14 protein-coding genes are annotated in these 15892 nt (G+C 41.4%); 2 read left to right on the forward strand and 12 right to left on the reverse strand.

What is annotated here, in order from left to right; translation table 11 throughout:
- Positions 1-65 precede the first annotated feature (65 nt).
- Both yqiS and Len3610_RS06390 read right to left on the reverse strand, forming a co-directional pair.
- Positions 66-980, reverse strand: coding sequence for a phosphate butyryltransferase (gene yqiS / locus Len3610_RS06385; RefSeq protein WP_176449576.1), 915 nt, complete (start codon positions 978-980; stop codon positions 66-68).
- 121 nt (positions 981-1101) lie between these two features.
- Entirely contained in the window at positions 1102-3147 is a 2046-nt protein-coding gene (locus tag Len3610_RS06390) for a sigma 54-interacting transcriptional regulator (protein WP_176447216.1), read from the reverse strand.
- Positions 3148-3507: 360 nt separating this feature from the next.
- On the opposite strand from Len3610_RS06390, the gene Len3610_RS06395 reads away from it, so the two are divergent.
- Together Len3610_RS06395 and Len3610_RS06400 are read left to right on the forward strand one after the other, a co-directional pair.
- Complete coding sequence (locus Len3610_RS06395) at positions 3508-3741, forward strand: DUF2627 domain-containing protein (RefSeq protein WP_176447217.1); 234 nt, start codon at positions 3508-3510, stop codon at positions 3739-3741.
- 52 nt (positions 3742-3793) lie between these two features.
- Positions 3794-5140: an aspartate kinase gene (locus Len3610_RS06400; protein WP_176447218.1), complete on the forward strand. Its 1347-nt coding sequence runs from the start codon at positions 3794-3796 to the stop codon at positions 5138-5140.
- Positions 5141-5716: 576 nt separating this feature from the next.
- Here the strand turns inward: Len3610_RS06400 and spo0A are convergent.
- The 10 genes from spo0A to folD all read right to left on the reverse strand — a co-directional run bounded on the left by spo0A (position 5717) and on the right by folD (position 15883).
- Positions 5717-6499 carry a sporulation transcription factor Spo0A gene (gene spo0A / locus Len3610_RS06405; RefSeq protein WP_176447219.1) on the reverse strand — a complete coding sequence of 261 codons (783 nt, stop codon included), beginning with the start codon at positions 6497-6499 and terminating at the stop codon, positions 5717-5719.
- A 274-nt stretch (positions 6500-6773) separates the two neighbouring features.
- On the reverse strand, positions 6774-8081 hold the full coding sequence (gene spoIVB, locus Len3610_RS06410) for a SpoIVB peptidase (RefSeq protein WP_176447220.1): 1308 nt from the start codon (positions 8079-8081) through the stop codon (positions 6774-6776).
- Between the two features lie 178 nt (positions 8082-8259).
- Complete coding sequence (gene recN, locus Len3610_RS06415; RefSeq protein ID WP_176447221.1) at positions 8260-9966, reverse strand: DNA repair protein RecN; 1707 nt, start codon at positions 9964-9966, stop codon at positions 8260-8262.
- A 16-nt stretch (positions 9967-9982) separates the two neighbouring features.
- Complete coding sequence (argR, locus tag Len3610_RS06420; protein ID WP_176447222.1) at positions 9983-10432, reverse strand: transcriptional regulator AhrC/ArgR; 450 nt, start codon at positions 10430-10432, stop codon at positions 9983-9985.
- Between the two features lie 24 nt (positions 10433-10456).
- Positions 10457-11281 (reverse strand): TlyA family RNA methyltransferase, encoded by an 825-nt coding sequence (locus Len3610_RS06425; RefSeq protein ID WP_176447223.1) that lies wholly within the window; start codon positions 11279-11281, stop codon positions 10457-10459.
- A 25-nt stretch (positions 11282-11306) separates the two neighbouring features.
- Positions 11307-11897 (reverse strand): hypothetical protein, encoded by a 591-nt coding sequence (locus tag Len3610_RS06430; protein WP_176447224.1) that lies wholly within the window; start codon positions 11895-11897, stop codon positions 11307-11309.
- A gap of 673 nt (positions 11898-12570) precedes the next feature.
- Positions 12571-13461, reverse strand: a complete 891-nt coding sequence (locus Len3610_RS06435; RefSeq protein ID WP_176447225.1) for a polyprenyl synthetase family protein — start codon at positions 13459-13461, stop codon at positions 12571-12573.
- On the reverse strand, positions 13458-13691 hold the full coding sequence (locus Len3610_RS06440) for an exodeoxyribonuclease VII small subunit (RefSeq protein ID WP_176447226.1): 234 nt from the start codon (positions 13689-13691) through the stop codon (positions 13458-13460). Before Len3610_RS06440 ends, Len3610_RS06435 begins: the two co-directional genes overlap by 4 nt.
- The gene (xseA, locus tag Len3610_RS06445) at positions 13675-15033 is read right to left on the reverse strand and encodes an exodeoxyribonuclease VII large subunit (RefSeq protein WP_176447227.1); all 1359 of its coding nucleotides are present in this window, start codon (positions 15031-15033) and stop codon (positions 13675-13677) included. The genes Len3610_RS06440 and xseA overlap by 17 nt, the downstream gene beginning before the upstream one ends.
- The gene (folD, locus tag Len3610_RS06450; protein ID WP_176447228.1) at positions 15023-15883 is read right to left on the reverse strand and encodes a bifunctional methylenetetrahydrofolate dehydrogenase/methenyltetrahydrofolate cyclohydrolase FolD; all 861 of its coding nucleotides are present in this window, start codon (positions 15881-15883) and stop codon (positions 15023-15025) included. Before folD ends, xseA begins: the two co-directional genes overlap by 11 nt.
- Between the last annotated feature and the right edge of the window lie 9 nt (positions 15884-15892).

Below are 15892 nucleotides of genomic sequence, written 5' to 3' on the forward strand. Positions count from 1 at the left end.
TAATTCCCCCTTAATATAATATATCTACATATAAAGTTGCCGCAGCAGAAGAACTGCCTGAACTCTCAATTATTCCTGAATGTTTTTTCCGAGACTAAGGCCAGTGCCAGAGAATATAATTTGCTTTCACTGGAATCAGTTCGGGATGTCAGTACAATTGGTGCCCTTGCACCGCTAATGACAGCTGCCACGTTTGCATCCGAAAAATACATAAGTGATTTATACAGCATATTGCCAGCCTCAATCGTTGGCACCACTAATATATCTGCATCTCCCGCTACATCAGAGGTGATCCCTTTTTGGCGTACGGCATTTTCTGAAATAGCGTTATCCAAAGCTAATGGACCATCAACCGTACATCCGGTGATCTGGTTGCGCTTTTGCATTTGTGTCAGTGCCGCGGCATCCACCGTTGCCTGCATATCCGCATTAACAGTTTCTACAGCACCAAGCACTGCTGCTTTCGGGTTGTGGAAACCCACACCATGCGCAACTTGTACCGCGTTTTGAACAATATTCCTTTTTCCTTCCAGGTCAGGCGCTATGTTCATCGCCGCATCCGTTAAGAAGATAAGCCGATTCTGATTGGGAATATCAAATAAGGCAACATGTGACAGACTGTTCCCTGTTCTTAATCCGAATTCTTTATCCAGTACCGCTTTCAACAAATTTTTCGTTGACACATTACCTTTCATCAAAATATCCGCCTTGCGATCGTGAACAGCTTTAACTGCCGCAGAAGCTGTATTGTGCTCTCTGTGTATAATTGTTACTGCTTCCGTTAAAAGGTTAAGATCAACTACTTCAGCAAGTTTCCGGATATCTGTCTCGGCACCGAATAATAAAAATGAACATAATCCTTCATCAACCGCTATTTTCACTGCTGACAATACACCTTTATCCGCACCATTCGCCACAGCGACAATTTTGTTATTATCAGCTTTTGCTTGCTGCACGAGTTCGGTTAAATTTCGCCAAATAGTTCTCACCCCATTCGTATACTTGCAAAAACCATACCAACTCTAATGTTTTGAAAGCGCTTTAGTGTCGCTTGTTGAGCTGTGCAAGTATCTGCATTAATGAAATGAATTGCATGCTGTTTCATGCAAGGTTATGTTTTTCAATTTTATAATAAAGATTTCGTATCGATATGTTCAATGCCTTAGCTGCCCGGGTTTTGTTGTTATCGTGTTCATTTAAAACATCTGTAATATATTGTTTTTCATACTGTTCCATAGCATTTTGCAATGTTTGATTTGCTGTTCCCGGTTTTAATGACTGAGATGTCCCGGCAAATGACATTAAATTGGGAATATGTTTTTTTCGAATCACTTCTTCACTCATATCCATATAAATCATGGCCCGTCCGATGATATTTTCCAATTCACGGACATTACCGGACCAATGGTAATTCTTTAAATAGGCTGCAGCCTCTTCATCAATTGATTTCATATTTCTGCCATAGTCCTGATTAATTTTTTGGATAAGATAATCGATTAATTCGGGTAAATCCTCTATCCGCTCTTTTAACGATGGAATATAAATGGGCAATCGGTTCAAACGATAGTATAAATCTTCCCGGAATGTTTGGTTCATAATGGCTTTTTCAAGATTGATATTTGTCGCTGTAATCACCCGGACGTCTATGGCTATTGGACTGGTGCCGCCAACGCGAATGATTTCACCTTCCTGCAGCACGCGGAGCAGTTTTGCCTGCATGCGATGGGAAAGTTCCCCAATCTCATCAAGAAAAATGCTGCCCATATTTGCTTCTTCAAATAAGCCTTTTTTTCCGCCTTGTTTTGCCCCTGTGAAGGCACCCTCCTCGTAACCGAACAGCTCACTTTCCAGTATATTTTCAGCGATGGCGGCGCAGTTCACCCGAATAAATTTATTGTGTTTACGGTCACTTTCATTATGTATGGCATGTGCAAACAATTCTTTCCCTGTACCGGATTCCCCCCGCAACAGAACGGTTGCTGGAGTTTTGGCTCCTACCTTGGCTTGTTCAAGGGCTATCTGCATTTCGGTTGAAGAGCCAATAATGTCGTCAAATGTATATTTAGCTTCAAGATTACGAATGATTTGTCTGGCACGTTTCAACTCACTCGTTAATGTCTGAATCTCTGAGACATCGTGTAATACACCTACACTGCCTTTCATTTTCCCATCGACAATAACAGGGGCAACATTAACTAATACGTCTTTTCTCGCCGGTCCCACTTTCATACGAACCCCGCGTACGGCCCGGCGTGTCTGCAGCACTTTCATGTGCATACTCTCGCCTTCTGAGATATCAGCCGTGGCGGGTTTTCCGATGATATCCGTTTCTCTGAGTCCGGTAATACGTGTATAAGCGGGATTGATCATAATCCCGATTCCGTTCTCATCAACGACCGAGATGGCTTCATCCGAGGACTGGATGATCGCTTCGAGCGATGTTTTAATTTCTTTTAAATCTGTATTTTCTTCTGCCAGATTCATTACCTCTGTATTGTCTTTAAAAACAGAAAAAGCCCCAACCACTTGGCCCTCATCATTTATAATCGGGATCCTGGTCGTTATAACTTTTTTGCCATTTTCCAGGATGAGCCTTTGATTAACTTCTTTTCTCCGACTCCGTAAAACGTGGGGAAGCCTTGTATCAGCGATAACATGCTTTATATCCTGTCCGCTGAAGTGTTCTTTGGCTATACCGACAATCCGTTCGGCACTTTTATTAACAAACTGGACTATTTCCTGATCGTTCACCACTATCATGCCGTCATGAATGTTATTAAGAATTAATTCCTGGTTATTTGTCTGCAGTTTCAAGCGTTCCAGCAATGATTCCTTTTCTTCCATCAATTCGGAAATGATGGAAGCGACACTGCCCGGAATAACCACTGTTTTTCTGCCTCGTTTCTCAAGCAATTGCTCAAGTACATTCTCTTCGCCAGTGGCTTCAACAATGATATCAAGATCCTCAGTAACCCATTCATCAAGGCTGGTACTTGTCGGAATGCCGTAATCAGCCGCAATCTTTAACCCTTTCGCATTTGGGTTGGTATCGATAATTCCAGCAATAGTCATTTTTTCCGTATTATGTAAAATTTCCAGCAAGGCACTTCCGCCTTTTCCCGCTCCCACAATCAGGACCCGTTTCACAAGCATCCCCATCCTTGCAATATATTGCATGATTCAAGCATACGCTATTATGCATTTTCAGGCAAATAAAATCTAATTGATTATATTTCATTTAAAATGTTCGGCAGTCTGTTCATATTTCTCCGGAATTTTGCTATACTTAAAACAATCTGTCTTACATAGATGTGTGTTTGAGAAAGACTCGGCTTTCGCCTTGTATTTCCAGATGCCAGAGGCCAGAAGTCAGACTTGAGGAAATCGGCGAATTAGCCCTTTTCAGGATTAAAACCAACATTACCCAGAATTATATATTCCACCTTATTAAAAAGGAGGTTTTAACCGGACTTTTTGAACAATCTCATAAAGGGGTAATACAAAACCATGATTCGAATTATCGCGGTACTGATGCTGCTTATACCCGGACTTATTTCTGCTTACGGTATTAAGTTAATGCGCGACTCAATATTCAACGAGTTTTATTCGATATTTTTTCACATTGGTATTCAATTTACTGTTGGTTTTCTGTTATTTATTGGAGGAATCTTATTTATTGGCGGTTTTATTGTATATCGTGACAGAAAAAAGCAAAAGCAACATCGAAATAAAGATGATTAATGAAAAACATCTGCTTAAATCAATTTACAATTAATCAATGGAGAGGTGTAGCATGAAAGTAGCAAAATTTGGGGGAAGTTCTGTAGCAAGCAGTGAACAGATCAAAAAAGTCGGATCAATTATTGCCGATGATCCCGAGCGAAAATTTGTCGTTGTTTCGGCACCGGGCAAACGATTCTCAGACGATTCCAAAGTGACGGATCTTTTGATTGAACTGGCTGAATTGACAGCACAAAATAAAAATTCCGATTATAAATTAACGGAAATAATGAAGCGATTTTCTGAAATTGTGGAAGAACTGCAGATTTCCCAAACTGTTCTGAATGAAATCGAACAATCGATACAAACGATTTTAAACAGCGAGTGGTCAGAGCAAATGAAAACAGATGCGCTAAAATCGATTGGTGAAGACAGCAGTGCAAAAATAGTCAGTGAGTATTTAAACACGTTGGGCTTGAACGCTCAGTATGTCAATCCGAAGGAGGCAGGCATTATCGTCAGCAATGAACCGGGGAATGCACAAGTTCTGCAGGAAAGTTATGAACAATTATATAACATGAGGAAAATGGACGGTGTTTGTGTTATACCCGGATTCTTTGGTTATACGAACGATGGTGAGCTAATGACTTTTCCAAGAGGCGGATCAGACATTACCGGGTCTATAGTTGCTGCAGGTGTTCAGGCTGCTTTATATGAGAATTTTACAGATGTTGATTCTGTTTATGTTGTGGACCCAAGAGTTATTGAAAACCCGGAGGAAGTGACAAAACTGACATATAAAGAGATGCGTGAATTATCCTATTCCGGCTTTGGCGTGTTTCACGACGAAGCTCTAATGCCTGCGTTCCGGGCAGAAATACCCGTTTGCATAAAAAACACTAATAATCCGGCCAAGCCTGGTACTATGATTGTTTCGGAAAAAGATCCCGAGACGAGATGTGTGGTAGGCATCGCTGCTGATACAGGGTTTTCCAACTTATATGTCAGCAAATATCTGATGAACCGTGAAATTGGTTTCGGACGCAAGTTGTTGCAGATACTGGAAGATGAATCCATTTCGTTTGAGCATGCACCTTCCGGAATTGATAATATGTCCGTCATCATCCGTGACGACCAGCTGACGGCTGAAAAAGAACTGAACGTTATCAATCGTATTAACAGCGAATTGAACCCGGATACCATTTCAATTGATTACGGCTTTGCCATGGTCATGGTTGTCGGTGAAGGCATGATGAGTGCAGTTGGCATTGCTGAAAAATCGACAGCAGCTTTTGCTGAAGCCAACATCAGTATTGAAATGATCAACCAGGGATCTTCTGAAGTATCCGTCATGTTCGGTATTCGTAAGGACAAACTGGATTTGGCAGTTAAGTCTTTGTATAACAAGTTTTTTTCATAAGTTAAACTATAAAAAGCTGTATGCGGGAATCCGCATACAGCTTTTTATTTAAGGCTCTTTTCGTAAACTTTGCTGCTTTTTAATCTCGAAGTTGATATAAACTGCGATACAATGAAAAAGTTGAGTGCAATGACACCGCTCCGGAAATACGCTCCGCTTTCCGCGGGCGGCTGGTGAGCCTCCTCGTGCTTACGCACTGCGGGGTCTCACCTATGCCTATCCTCCCGCAGGAGTCTCCGCGTATTTCCTCCGCTGGTGTTGACTTTCATGTTCTCTCATCATGATAGAACACGACACTAAGCTGCGGAAAAATGCGAGACTCCTGCGGAAAAGGAACAGTCTGAAGACCCCACAGCGAGCGGTTTTTGCGAGCGAGGAGGCTGAAGCGTTCCCCGCGGAAAGCGAGTATTTTTCCGCAGCGACGAACGAGCACACGCCCCCGATGTGAAGGAGGACATTGGTTACGTCGCAATTTATGGATTTTGTACCAAAAACAATACTCTTTGAGAAAACAGCCTTATTTAAGGAAAAGTTCATTGTTGAAAAAGACTACAAAAAATGAAACGTCTCTTTGTCCTAGCTTGCTTTGTGTTCCAGGCGAAGACGGTCAGCGACCATGGCGATGAATTCTGAATTGGTCGGTTTCGCCTTTGAAATATTAACCGTATAGCCGAATAATGCTGAAATGGATTCAACATTGCCGCGGCTCCATGCAACTTCTATCGCATGGCGAATTGCCCGTTCCACACGGGATGCAGTTGTATTGAACTTTTTAGCAATATCCGGATACAATACTTTGGTGATGGAACCCAGAAGTTCAATATCATTATAAACCATCGTGATCGCTTCCCTTAAATACATATAACCCTTAATATGCGCCGGTACACCAATTTCATGAATGATATTCGTTATACTCGCTTCCAGATCTTTCTTATTTCGTTCTTTACTATTTGTCTTCTTCGGTACCGCCTGTTTAATCGTTTTTGTGCCCTGCACCTGGCGAACCTGTTCAGCTAAATTATCCATTTCAAATGGTTTTAAAATAAAGTATGAAGCCCCTAAATCGACTGCTTTTTTCATGACCTCTTCCTGACCAAAAGCAGTCAGCATAATAACATTTGGATTATGTCCCCGCTCTGATTCGCGAATTGTATTTAAAACACCCAGGCCATCAATATGCGGCATGATAATGTCTAAAACAATTACATCCGGATCTGTGTCCTCCAGCATTTCCAGACATTCACGGCCATTATAAGCAATGCCAGTCACTTCAATATCCGGCTGGCCGTCAAAATATTCTTCCATTAATTCAACAAGTTCCCGATTGTCATCAACCAAACAAACTGAGATTTTTTCCACGTTAAGTTCCTCCTTTAATTCGAGCTTTCTCCACGTAATATATTCGACACAAGATTCAAATATCCTTTTTTTATTTGAAAAACATTAAATTTTTTTCGGTTTACTTAAATTTTCTCCTTTTTACTTTAAATATCGATATTATTTGATAAAAATTGACATAACTTTGTCGAAAAATCTTTAGATTAGTTAAATTATATCATAAAGCGAATCTCGTGTACGGAAAAAAATGACTTGCTATAGGATTTACCCCATAACAAGTCATTTAAATGCGTATTCAGCTTGCTTGATCTTGCCCTTCTTTATCTTCCACTTCTACACCCGTTTCCTGAAGCATCCACTCAATATGCACGCCATAACCGCTTGTCGGGTCATTCACAAAAACATGTGTAACAGCTCCAATCACTTTCCCATCCTGGATAATCGGGCTGCCGCTCATGCCTTGTACAATTCCGCCGGTTTCATTTAAAAGTTCTTCATCAGTAATCTGTACCACCATTCCTTTTTTGGCGGGGAACTTTTGAGGTACACTGCTGACAACTTTTACATCAAATTCCTTGACTTCTTCTCCTTCAAGCACGGTCAAAATTTTTGCCGGACCCTCTTTTACTTCATGTGACAATGCGATTGGCATTGGTTCGTCATATTCGCCATTCTTTATAGGTTTGTTAAGTTCGCCAAAAATCCCAAATGGACTATTTTTGGTAATACTTCCAATCTTTTCGTCCTGCATGGAAAATTTCGCTTGTTTTTCGCCTGGTGTACCGTGATTTCCTTTTTCAATCGATGTTACATTCGAGCGAACAATGGATCCGTTATGAATTTCGATTGGTTTTTGGGTGTCCATATCGGAAATGACGTGGCCAAGAGCACCGTAGTTTTTAGTTTCCGGATCATAAAAGGTCATCGTTCCAATGCCTGCAGCTGAATCACGTATATATAATCCAATACGGTAATCACCTTCTTCTGCATCTTTCACTGGATCTAATGTCGTCTTAATCGTTTCGTCGTCCCGCTTCACTTTTACATCCATTTTTTCGTCATTTTCGCCAGCTTCTTCTACAACCGGCTTGACATCTTCCATCTCTTTTACTTCTTCTCCATTTATTTCCAGGATCACGTCACCTACTTCAATGTTGGCATCTTCACCGGGGGATACCATCCCATTTTCACCCTTGATTTGATGGTGACCTACAACAAGCACGCCAAGTGTATGAAGCTGAACACCAATTGATTGTCCGCCGGGAATGACCTCAATATCTTCAAGTGCTGAAACGTCCACTTTTTTGATGGGCATTCCCGCCGCTTCATAAATCAGCTCATGGTTACCAGGTTCTTTCGCGTAAAATTCTGTGGAATCAATTGCCTGCAGACTATTTCCTGAAGTATTCACCGACACATTATCACCAAGTGCCGGCACATTTATAGGTGATGAAGCATTATCAAAAGCTGTAACCTGATTAGGAATGGAAAGGTATTGATTTACAGGTGCAATAAAAGGTACTGCCAATATTGCTATAAGAAGCAGGATACCTGTTAATAGCCGAAATGTTTGATGATATTTCACCCAATTCACTCTCCTCATCCTAACCCCATACGATTATTTTTTCTCTCTGTATTTCTAATTTGACCGAACGCGTCCCGTTTTAAACTGGTGAAATTCAAGAAAAGATGTGTAACATTTCCTGTTATATTTATAATGTGGAATCCAGCAAAAAAATAAAGCCGGAAAGTTTATTATGCCGGCTTTTATCGTCATTTATTCATATTGTTTTTTTGTATTTGGAGGCCAGTTCAAGTAATTCAGTTGCATGGTCTTTTGCAGTATTTGTTAATTGAGTGCCTGTTATCATACGGCCTAATTCATTTATTTTTTCGTTTTCGGATAATCCCACAACACTGGTTGAAGTCCGATTGTTATTTTCATGCTTTTGAATGAGTTTGTGGGTATCCGACATGGCAGCAACCTGTGGCAAGTGTGTTATACATAATACTTGTGACTGGGTGGAAATTTGCTGAATTTTTTCAGCTATTGCCTGTGCCACTCGCCCGCTGACGCCAGTATCCACCTCGTCAAATATAACACTTGTAATACCTTGATCCTTGGCAAAAATTCCTTTTAACGCCAGCATAATACGTGACAATTCACCACCCGATGCCACTTTATGCAACGGTTTCAGCGGTTCTCCCGGATTAGTCGATATTTGAAAATGAATAAAGTCGAAACCATTTTGGTGCAGTTTGGGATATTCCCCTGCTTTATTGCTTGTGTTAAAAGAAACTGAAAAAGAAGATTTTTCCAAGTATAGGTCTTTTAATTCATTATGGATATTATGCGTTAATGATTCGGCGGCCTTTCTGCGCAGATCATGCAGTTCCTTCGCTTCCAGGTAGGCATCGTGGTAAATTTCGTCAATTTGCTTCTCCAGCTTTGATAAGTGCGAATCTTTATTCGTGATCTCTTCCAGTTCTTCTTCAATTTTTCCAAGGTACTCTAAAATGTCATTGACGGTTTGACCATATTTTTTCTTTAATCGGTTGATCTCATTCAATCGTGATTCAATTTCATTCAGACGCTCGGGGTCATATTCCAAAGTATCTGTATAATTGCGCAGTTCATACATCAATTCCTCGATTAGAAAATAATGATTGGACATTTCCTCAGACTTTTCAGAGATGAATGTATCATATTCACTGCTGGTCTGGAGTGCTTGATTGGCGATATTAAGCCATTCCAAACCTTTTTGTTCACCATACAGCGCATTATAAGCGTCCTGCAGGCCATTATAAATACGTTCAAAATTCGCCAATTGGCTGCGCTCTTCTTCCAGCTGATCATCTTCATCCGGAACAAGATTCGCTTGTTCGATTTCATTTTTCTGGAACTTAAGCAAATCCAGGCGCTGAGATATTTCCTGTTCATTTTCACTTAATTCCTTATACCGCTTTTGTAATCCGGAAAGTTTATGATATAAGTTCGCATATTCCTCTTTCGTCTTTGTTATCCGCTTAACGTCATATAAATCCAGCAGCTGAATGTGGTTGTCTGCATTCAGTAATGATTGGGTCTCATGCTGACTGTGTATATCGATTAAATTTTTGCCAAATTCTTTTAAAATCGCCAATGTCACTAACTTGCCGTTAACCCTGCAAATACTCTTTCCGCCTGATGTAATCGTCCGGTGAAGCACAACCATCTCATCCTGTATATTAATCCCATATAACTCAGCTGTCTTATAAATCTGGTGTGTGTTTGAGTCTAAAGTGAATAGACCTTCAATTTCCGCCCTGTTTGTTCCATGCCGTACATATTCAACAGATCCGCGACCGCCAGCCAGTAATTGAACGGCATCAATAATAATTGATTTTCCTGCTCCTGTTTCGCCGGTCAAAACCGTTAGACCATCATTAAATGTGATCGATAAATTGTCTATAATCGCAAAATCCTGTATTGATAATTCTGTCAGCACTTATGTCACCTCATCATTAAAGCATACTTAAGAAACGTTGCTCGATTTCGGCCGAATCATCCTCAGTTCTGCAAATGATTAAACACGTATCATCACCGCATATGGTGCCCATGATTTCGTCCCATTCCAGCTTATCAATCAGCGCACCAAGAGCTTGCGCGTTGCCCGGCAACGTTTTTAAAACAATAAAATGACTCGTATGCTCGATTTTTACAAAAGCATCCCTGACTAAGCGCTTTAATTTGTCCAGGGGATTAAACCGCTGATCTGCCGGCAAACTATACTTATAACGGCCATATGACGCAGGGACCTTTACCAGGTGCAGGTCTTTAATGTCACGGGATACGGTTGCCTGCGTCACATTATAATTCAGTGACTTCAATTCATCGACTAACTCGTCCTGCGTTTCGATTTCATTGTCCGTTATAAGTTCCCGTATTTTGATATGACGCTGAATTTTACTCATTAAAAGGCCTCCATTTCTGACCGGTCACTCTGTTTTCTTTGCCTGAAACGCATCGTGAGCTCTTTCCACCAGTTCTTTCAATACAACATCCCGTTTATTGATTTCGGATTCATCCTTTTTCCAGCCTAAATGGGCTAAAAATTCAATGTTGCCATCTCCGCCTGTTATCGGTGAATACGTTAGGTCAATCAGTTGATAGCCTTCCTGTTCGGCAAACACGATGATCTTCTCTAAAACACTCAAGTGTATCCTTCTATCCCGGACAATACCTTTTTTACCAACCTGATCACGCCCGGCTTCAAATTGAGGCTTAATGAGAGCAATTACATCACTGCCAGATTTCAGCAGCTGACGCAATACCGGTAAAATTAATGTCAGGGAGATAAATGAGACGTCAATTGTTGCAAAATCCGGCTGACCATGCTGAATCATATCCGGTGTTACGTAGCGAAAATTCGTCCGTTCCATGACAATGACCCGTTCATCATTGCGCAGCTTCCAATTCAGCTGATTATAGCCTGTATCAATGGCATAACAAAGCTGTGCACCGTACTTCAGTGCACAATCAGTGAAACCGCCGGTAGAGGAACCAACATCCATCATCGTTCTTTTTTTAAGGTTGATGGAAAAATCATCCAGCGCTTTTTCAAGTTTTAAACCGCCGCGACCGACATATGGAATGGATTGTCCCTTTAGAGTCAAAGGAACAGACGCATCGATTTTCATTCCCGGTTTATCAAGACGGTGATTCTCAGTGAAAATAAGGCCCGCCATAATAAGCCTTTTTGCTTTTTCCCTGGTTTCAGCCAATTGCCGCTCAACCAACAAAACATCCAAACGTTTTTTCATAATTGATACCCTTTATTCATGAATTCTACCTTGCAGTTTTATTTTCATCCGGAAGCAGCTTTATTTTAAAGTTTTTCTCGATGAATGCCACTGCTTTCCCGGCAAAAAATATGATTTTAGTTGATGCTGTGATGGCAGCATATTTTCCCAGTGCCTTTCCGCCCACAGTCAGTGCAGCAACAAGGCTTGTCATCACAACTGACAAAACAATCTGTATGGTAGAGCCGTCTCCTTCACCAAAAATATTCGCAATTTGCAATACGACGGTTGCCGATGCTGTGCCACTGACAACACCAGCTATATCTCCAATCACATCATTACAAAAGCTGGCAAATTTATCGGCATTACGGATAATATTAACAGCTTCTTTAGCACCGGAAACCTTTTCAGCCGCCATCGCATGAAATGGTTTTTCAACAGCCGAGGTGGCAGCTATTCCCATCATATCAAAGATGACCCCTGCCAATACTATTATAAACACAATCAATAACCCAATCATCCAGATAACATTGCTGAGCACCGATTCAGAAACGACTGAAAAAATAGCCGCTAGCACAAACGTGATAACGGCAATGGTAACACTGAATTTCACAGAACTTTTAACTTGTGGACTCATTTTAGCTCCTATTTAAAAAAAATATGTACAAGGAGGAATGGTCATTTAAAAGGTAAAAACTGCGGCTTAGGTCCAGTAGGTTTTCCCAAGCGGATACCCTATGTTGCCATCAGGGCGGTTCCCCTTTAAATCCGCCTCGGCACCGTCTCCGAATGCCGGACTGGATTGCCACTTAGTCCGCACTATAATGCCCTTTAAATGTCACAGAACAGTCTAGGAGTTTTCCTCAACAGCCTTTGACCGCTCCCTATCCTCTTTTGCAGTGATGATTTCATAGAGACCATCAACAAATCGGCGGCCAACCGTAAATGTCGATTAAAACTCTAATCCCCTCACCACCACTCAAGGCAGGCTACGCTGTGAATAAGGTTCCCATCCCTATACCACAGGTTCATACCCCATTCCATAATAACACCTAGCCTTAGATGCCATTACAGATATGGGCCTCCACGGTAATCGGGTCAACGCCCACATGCCTTTGCGGATCGCCCGAAAACCTTAACTCCCAGCACCGACCCCAGGCTGGGCGCCCCAAGCCGGCACAAGGAACTTCATCGATATGCCCTTAAGCGGATTTTTAGGCCCGCCTTCAGGAACGGAGGGCTGACTAGAATACTGCACCATCCCTTTGTGATTCAATTATAACATGGTGCATAATAAAAAACCAGTGAAATTAATGATCCCGTTTACTGAAATAGTCAATCAGCGACATTAAATGAGATGCTTCAGCATCAGCCTTATTCAATGCTTGTTTGGCACGTTGTACGTAATGATTCTTTTTGTCGATCGCGCCATTGAGCCCCAGTAATCGGACATAAGTGTTTTTTTCATTATCTTCATCGCTTCCGACCGGTTTTCCGATTTTATCAGGATCTCCTGTGACATCCAAAATGTCATCCTGAACCTGAAAAATGAGTCCGAGAAAATGCGCATATTCATCCAAGTGTCTTATTTGTTCATCTGTTGCTTCACCGAGGAAAGCACCTGAACGGATCGCAAAGCGGAACAATTCCCCGGTTTTAAGCGTATGGATGTTTTCAAGCTCTTCCAGCGTAACAGCTTTTTTTTCCGCTTCCATGTCAAGGAATTGCCCAGCGATCATTCCTTTAGGACCACTGCCCTCTGAAAGCAGTTGAACAAGCTGCACTTTTTGCCTGTCGGTTAAAAGTGGATCATTTGTAATCAAGTCAAAACTGAATGTCAATAAAGCATCACCAGCCAGAATAGCTGTTGCTTCATCGAATTTCTTATGATTTGTCGGCAGTCCGCGCCGAATATCATCATCATCCATAGCCGGCAAATCATCATGAATCAGAGAGTAGGTATGAATCATTTCCAGTGCGGCAGCAGATGAAAGCACTTTGTTTATATTATGGTTATAGGCATAAAAACTCGCTATTAAAAGTGCGGGCCTTAATCGTTTACCACCGGCTTCTATCGAGTAAACCATTGAAGCTTTCAGACGCTCAGGAATCTCCAATTTATCCAAATGTTCCTGAAGTTCACGCTGAATAATCTCCCTGTTAGTTGCAATGAGATCATTAAGTTCCTGGTTCACGATCATTCTTCCTCCTGTATTTCAAACGTTTCAAACTGACCTTGCTCGTTCATGATTTTTGTCATCTTTTCCTGAACATTCGTTAACTTATCATTGCAGATTTTAGAAAGCTGCATGCCCTCTTGATAGTATGAGATTGCTTTTTCTAAAGGCACATCTCCTTTTTCCAGCTTTTCCACTATTTTTTCCAATTCAAGCATCGCCTCTTCAAACGACAGATTATTCTCCTCTTCCATTGTTATCCTCCTTTATATCCAACACACGGCACTCCAATTTTCCATCGGACAGCCTGACAGCTATTTCATCAGATACAGCTGCATGCTGAACTGATTTAAGAAGCTTACCTGATACTGAATAGGTGATTGCATAACCGCGCTTCATCGTTTCCAGTGGATTCAGAAGCGTTAATTTTTCAATTGCATTTTGCAGTCTATCCCGGTTTTGCTCTACCTGTTTTGTCATCACATAATTGACTTGTTTATTCAGTTGCTTCAATTCCTTTGCGGTACGGTCAATTTGCCGATTGGGATGGAGTGCCTCCAGGCGTGAATTCAGATGTGTCAGCAATTCATGTTTCCGCCGCCATTCATGGTTAAATGCCTTTTCAAGACGTTCCACGTGTTTGTCCAATTCCTGCTCTTTTTGTACGATTAATTGCTCAGGATAGCGAAATGCGTATGACTGTTTCATTCGATTTAAGTTTTGCCTGGAAGTTGCTGTTTGTTCACTGATTATTCGTGTTAACGAACGCTGTAAATTGCTTAGCTTTTCCAAAAGTTCCAGCTGGGATGGAACTGCAATTTCAGCTGCACCTGTTGGAGTCGGCGCTCTTACATCAGCTGCATAATCACTTATCGTAATATCTGTCTCGTGTCCGACAGCAGAAATAATGGGTATCGTCGAATTGAAAATAGCTTTAGCTACAATCTCTTCATTAAAACTCCACAATTCTTCAATTGAACCCCCGCCTCTTCCGACGATTAAAACATCACAACTGGTTTGTTGATTAGCCGTGTTTATAGCATCAGCAATTGACGCAGGAGCGTTCACACCTTGTACTAAAGCTGGAATGGTTGTTGTTTGAACGATTGGGTATCTGCGCTTAATTGTCGTAATAATATCACGTACAGCGGCTCCTGTAGACGATGTAATGATACCTATATGTTCCGGGAATTTTGGCAGCTCTTTTTTATACTGCTTATCAAAATAACCCTGTTTATGTAATTTTTCTTTTAACTGCTCAAATGCTAAATACAGTGACCCAATCCCATCCGGCTCCATTTGCTGAATATACAGCTGATATTGGCCAAATTGTTCAAAGACTCCAATTTCACCCCGCACGAGTACATTCATGCCATTTTCAGGCTGGAATTTCAATCTGCGGTTATTACCCGCAAACATAACTGCCTGGATACGTGCATGATCATCTTTAATCGTTAAGTACATATGGCCGCGGCTATGGTGTTTAAAATTTGATATTTCACCTTTCAGCCAAATGTTTTTTAAATGAGGATCGGTTGTGAATTTACGTTTTATATATTTTGTGAGGGCTGTAACCGTTAAATATTTATCTTCCAAAACGTGACAGTCCTTTAGCAGCTTTGATCGTATTCTGCAGCAGCATCGTAATGGTCATTGGTCCTACCCCTTTAGGGACGGGTGTTATATAAGAAGCTTTTTCAGCCGCAGATGCAAAGTCAACATCCCCGGTCAGTGATCCGTCATCCTGGCGATTGATGCCAACATCGATAATGGCTGCACCTTGCTTAATATGCTCAGCACGAATGACATTCGGTTTTCCCACAGCCGCAATAAGGATATCTGCGCTTGTGGTAAAATCAGTAAGGTTGTGTGTTCTTGAGTGGCAATATGTAACAGTTGCATGCTCATTCAGAAGCAATTGTCCCACCGGCTTTCCGACGATATTACTCCGTCCGATCACAACTGCATGTTTGCCCTTTATCTGTATACCGTACGAATGGAGCATTTTGATGATGCCGTAAGGAGTACACGGCAGAAACGTATCATTGCCTGCCATCATATTGCCAATATTAATCGGGTGAAAACCGTCTACATCTTTATGAGGGCTAATCGTTTCAATAACCGTCTGTTCATTAATGTGATCCGGCAGTGGAAGCTGTACCAGAATGCCATGAACTGATTCCTCATGATTCAGATCATTAATTTTTTCCAGAAGTTCGGCCTCGGAGGTTGAAGATGGCATTTCAATAACATCAGAAGCGATACCTGTTTGCGCTGTGGCTTTCTTTTTGCCATTTACATACGATTTTGATGCCGGATCATCGCCAACTATAATGACCGTTAAATGTGGCGTGATTCCTTGTTCCTTAAGCTGTGATACTTCCTTTGTCATGTCTCCCCTAAGTGTTTGTCCAAGTTCTTTCCCATCAATCACTGTGGCTGGCATAGCTTTTAT

The sequence above is a fragment of the Lentibacillus sp. CBA3610 genome (assembly GCF_013373365.1).
GTDB lineage: Bacteria > Bacillota > Bacilli > Bacillales > Amphibacillaceae > Lentibacillus.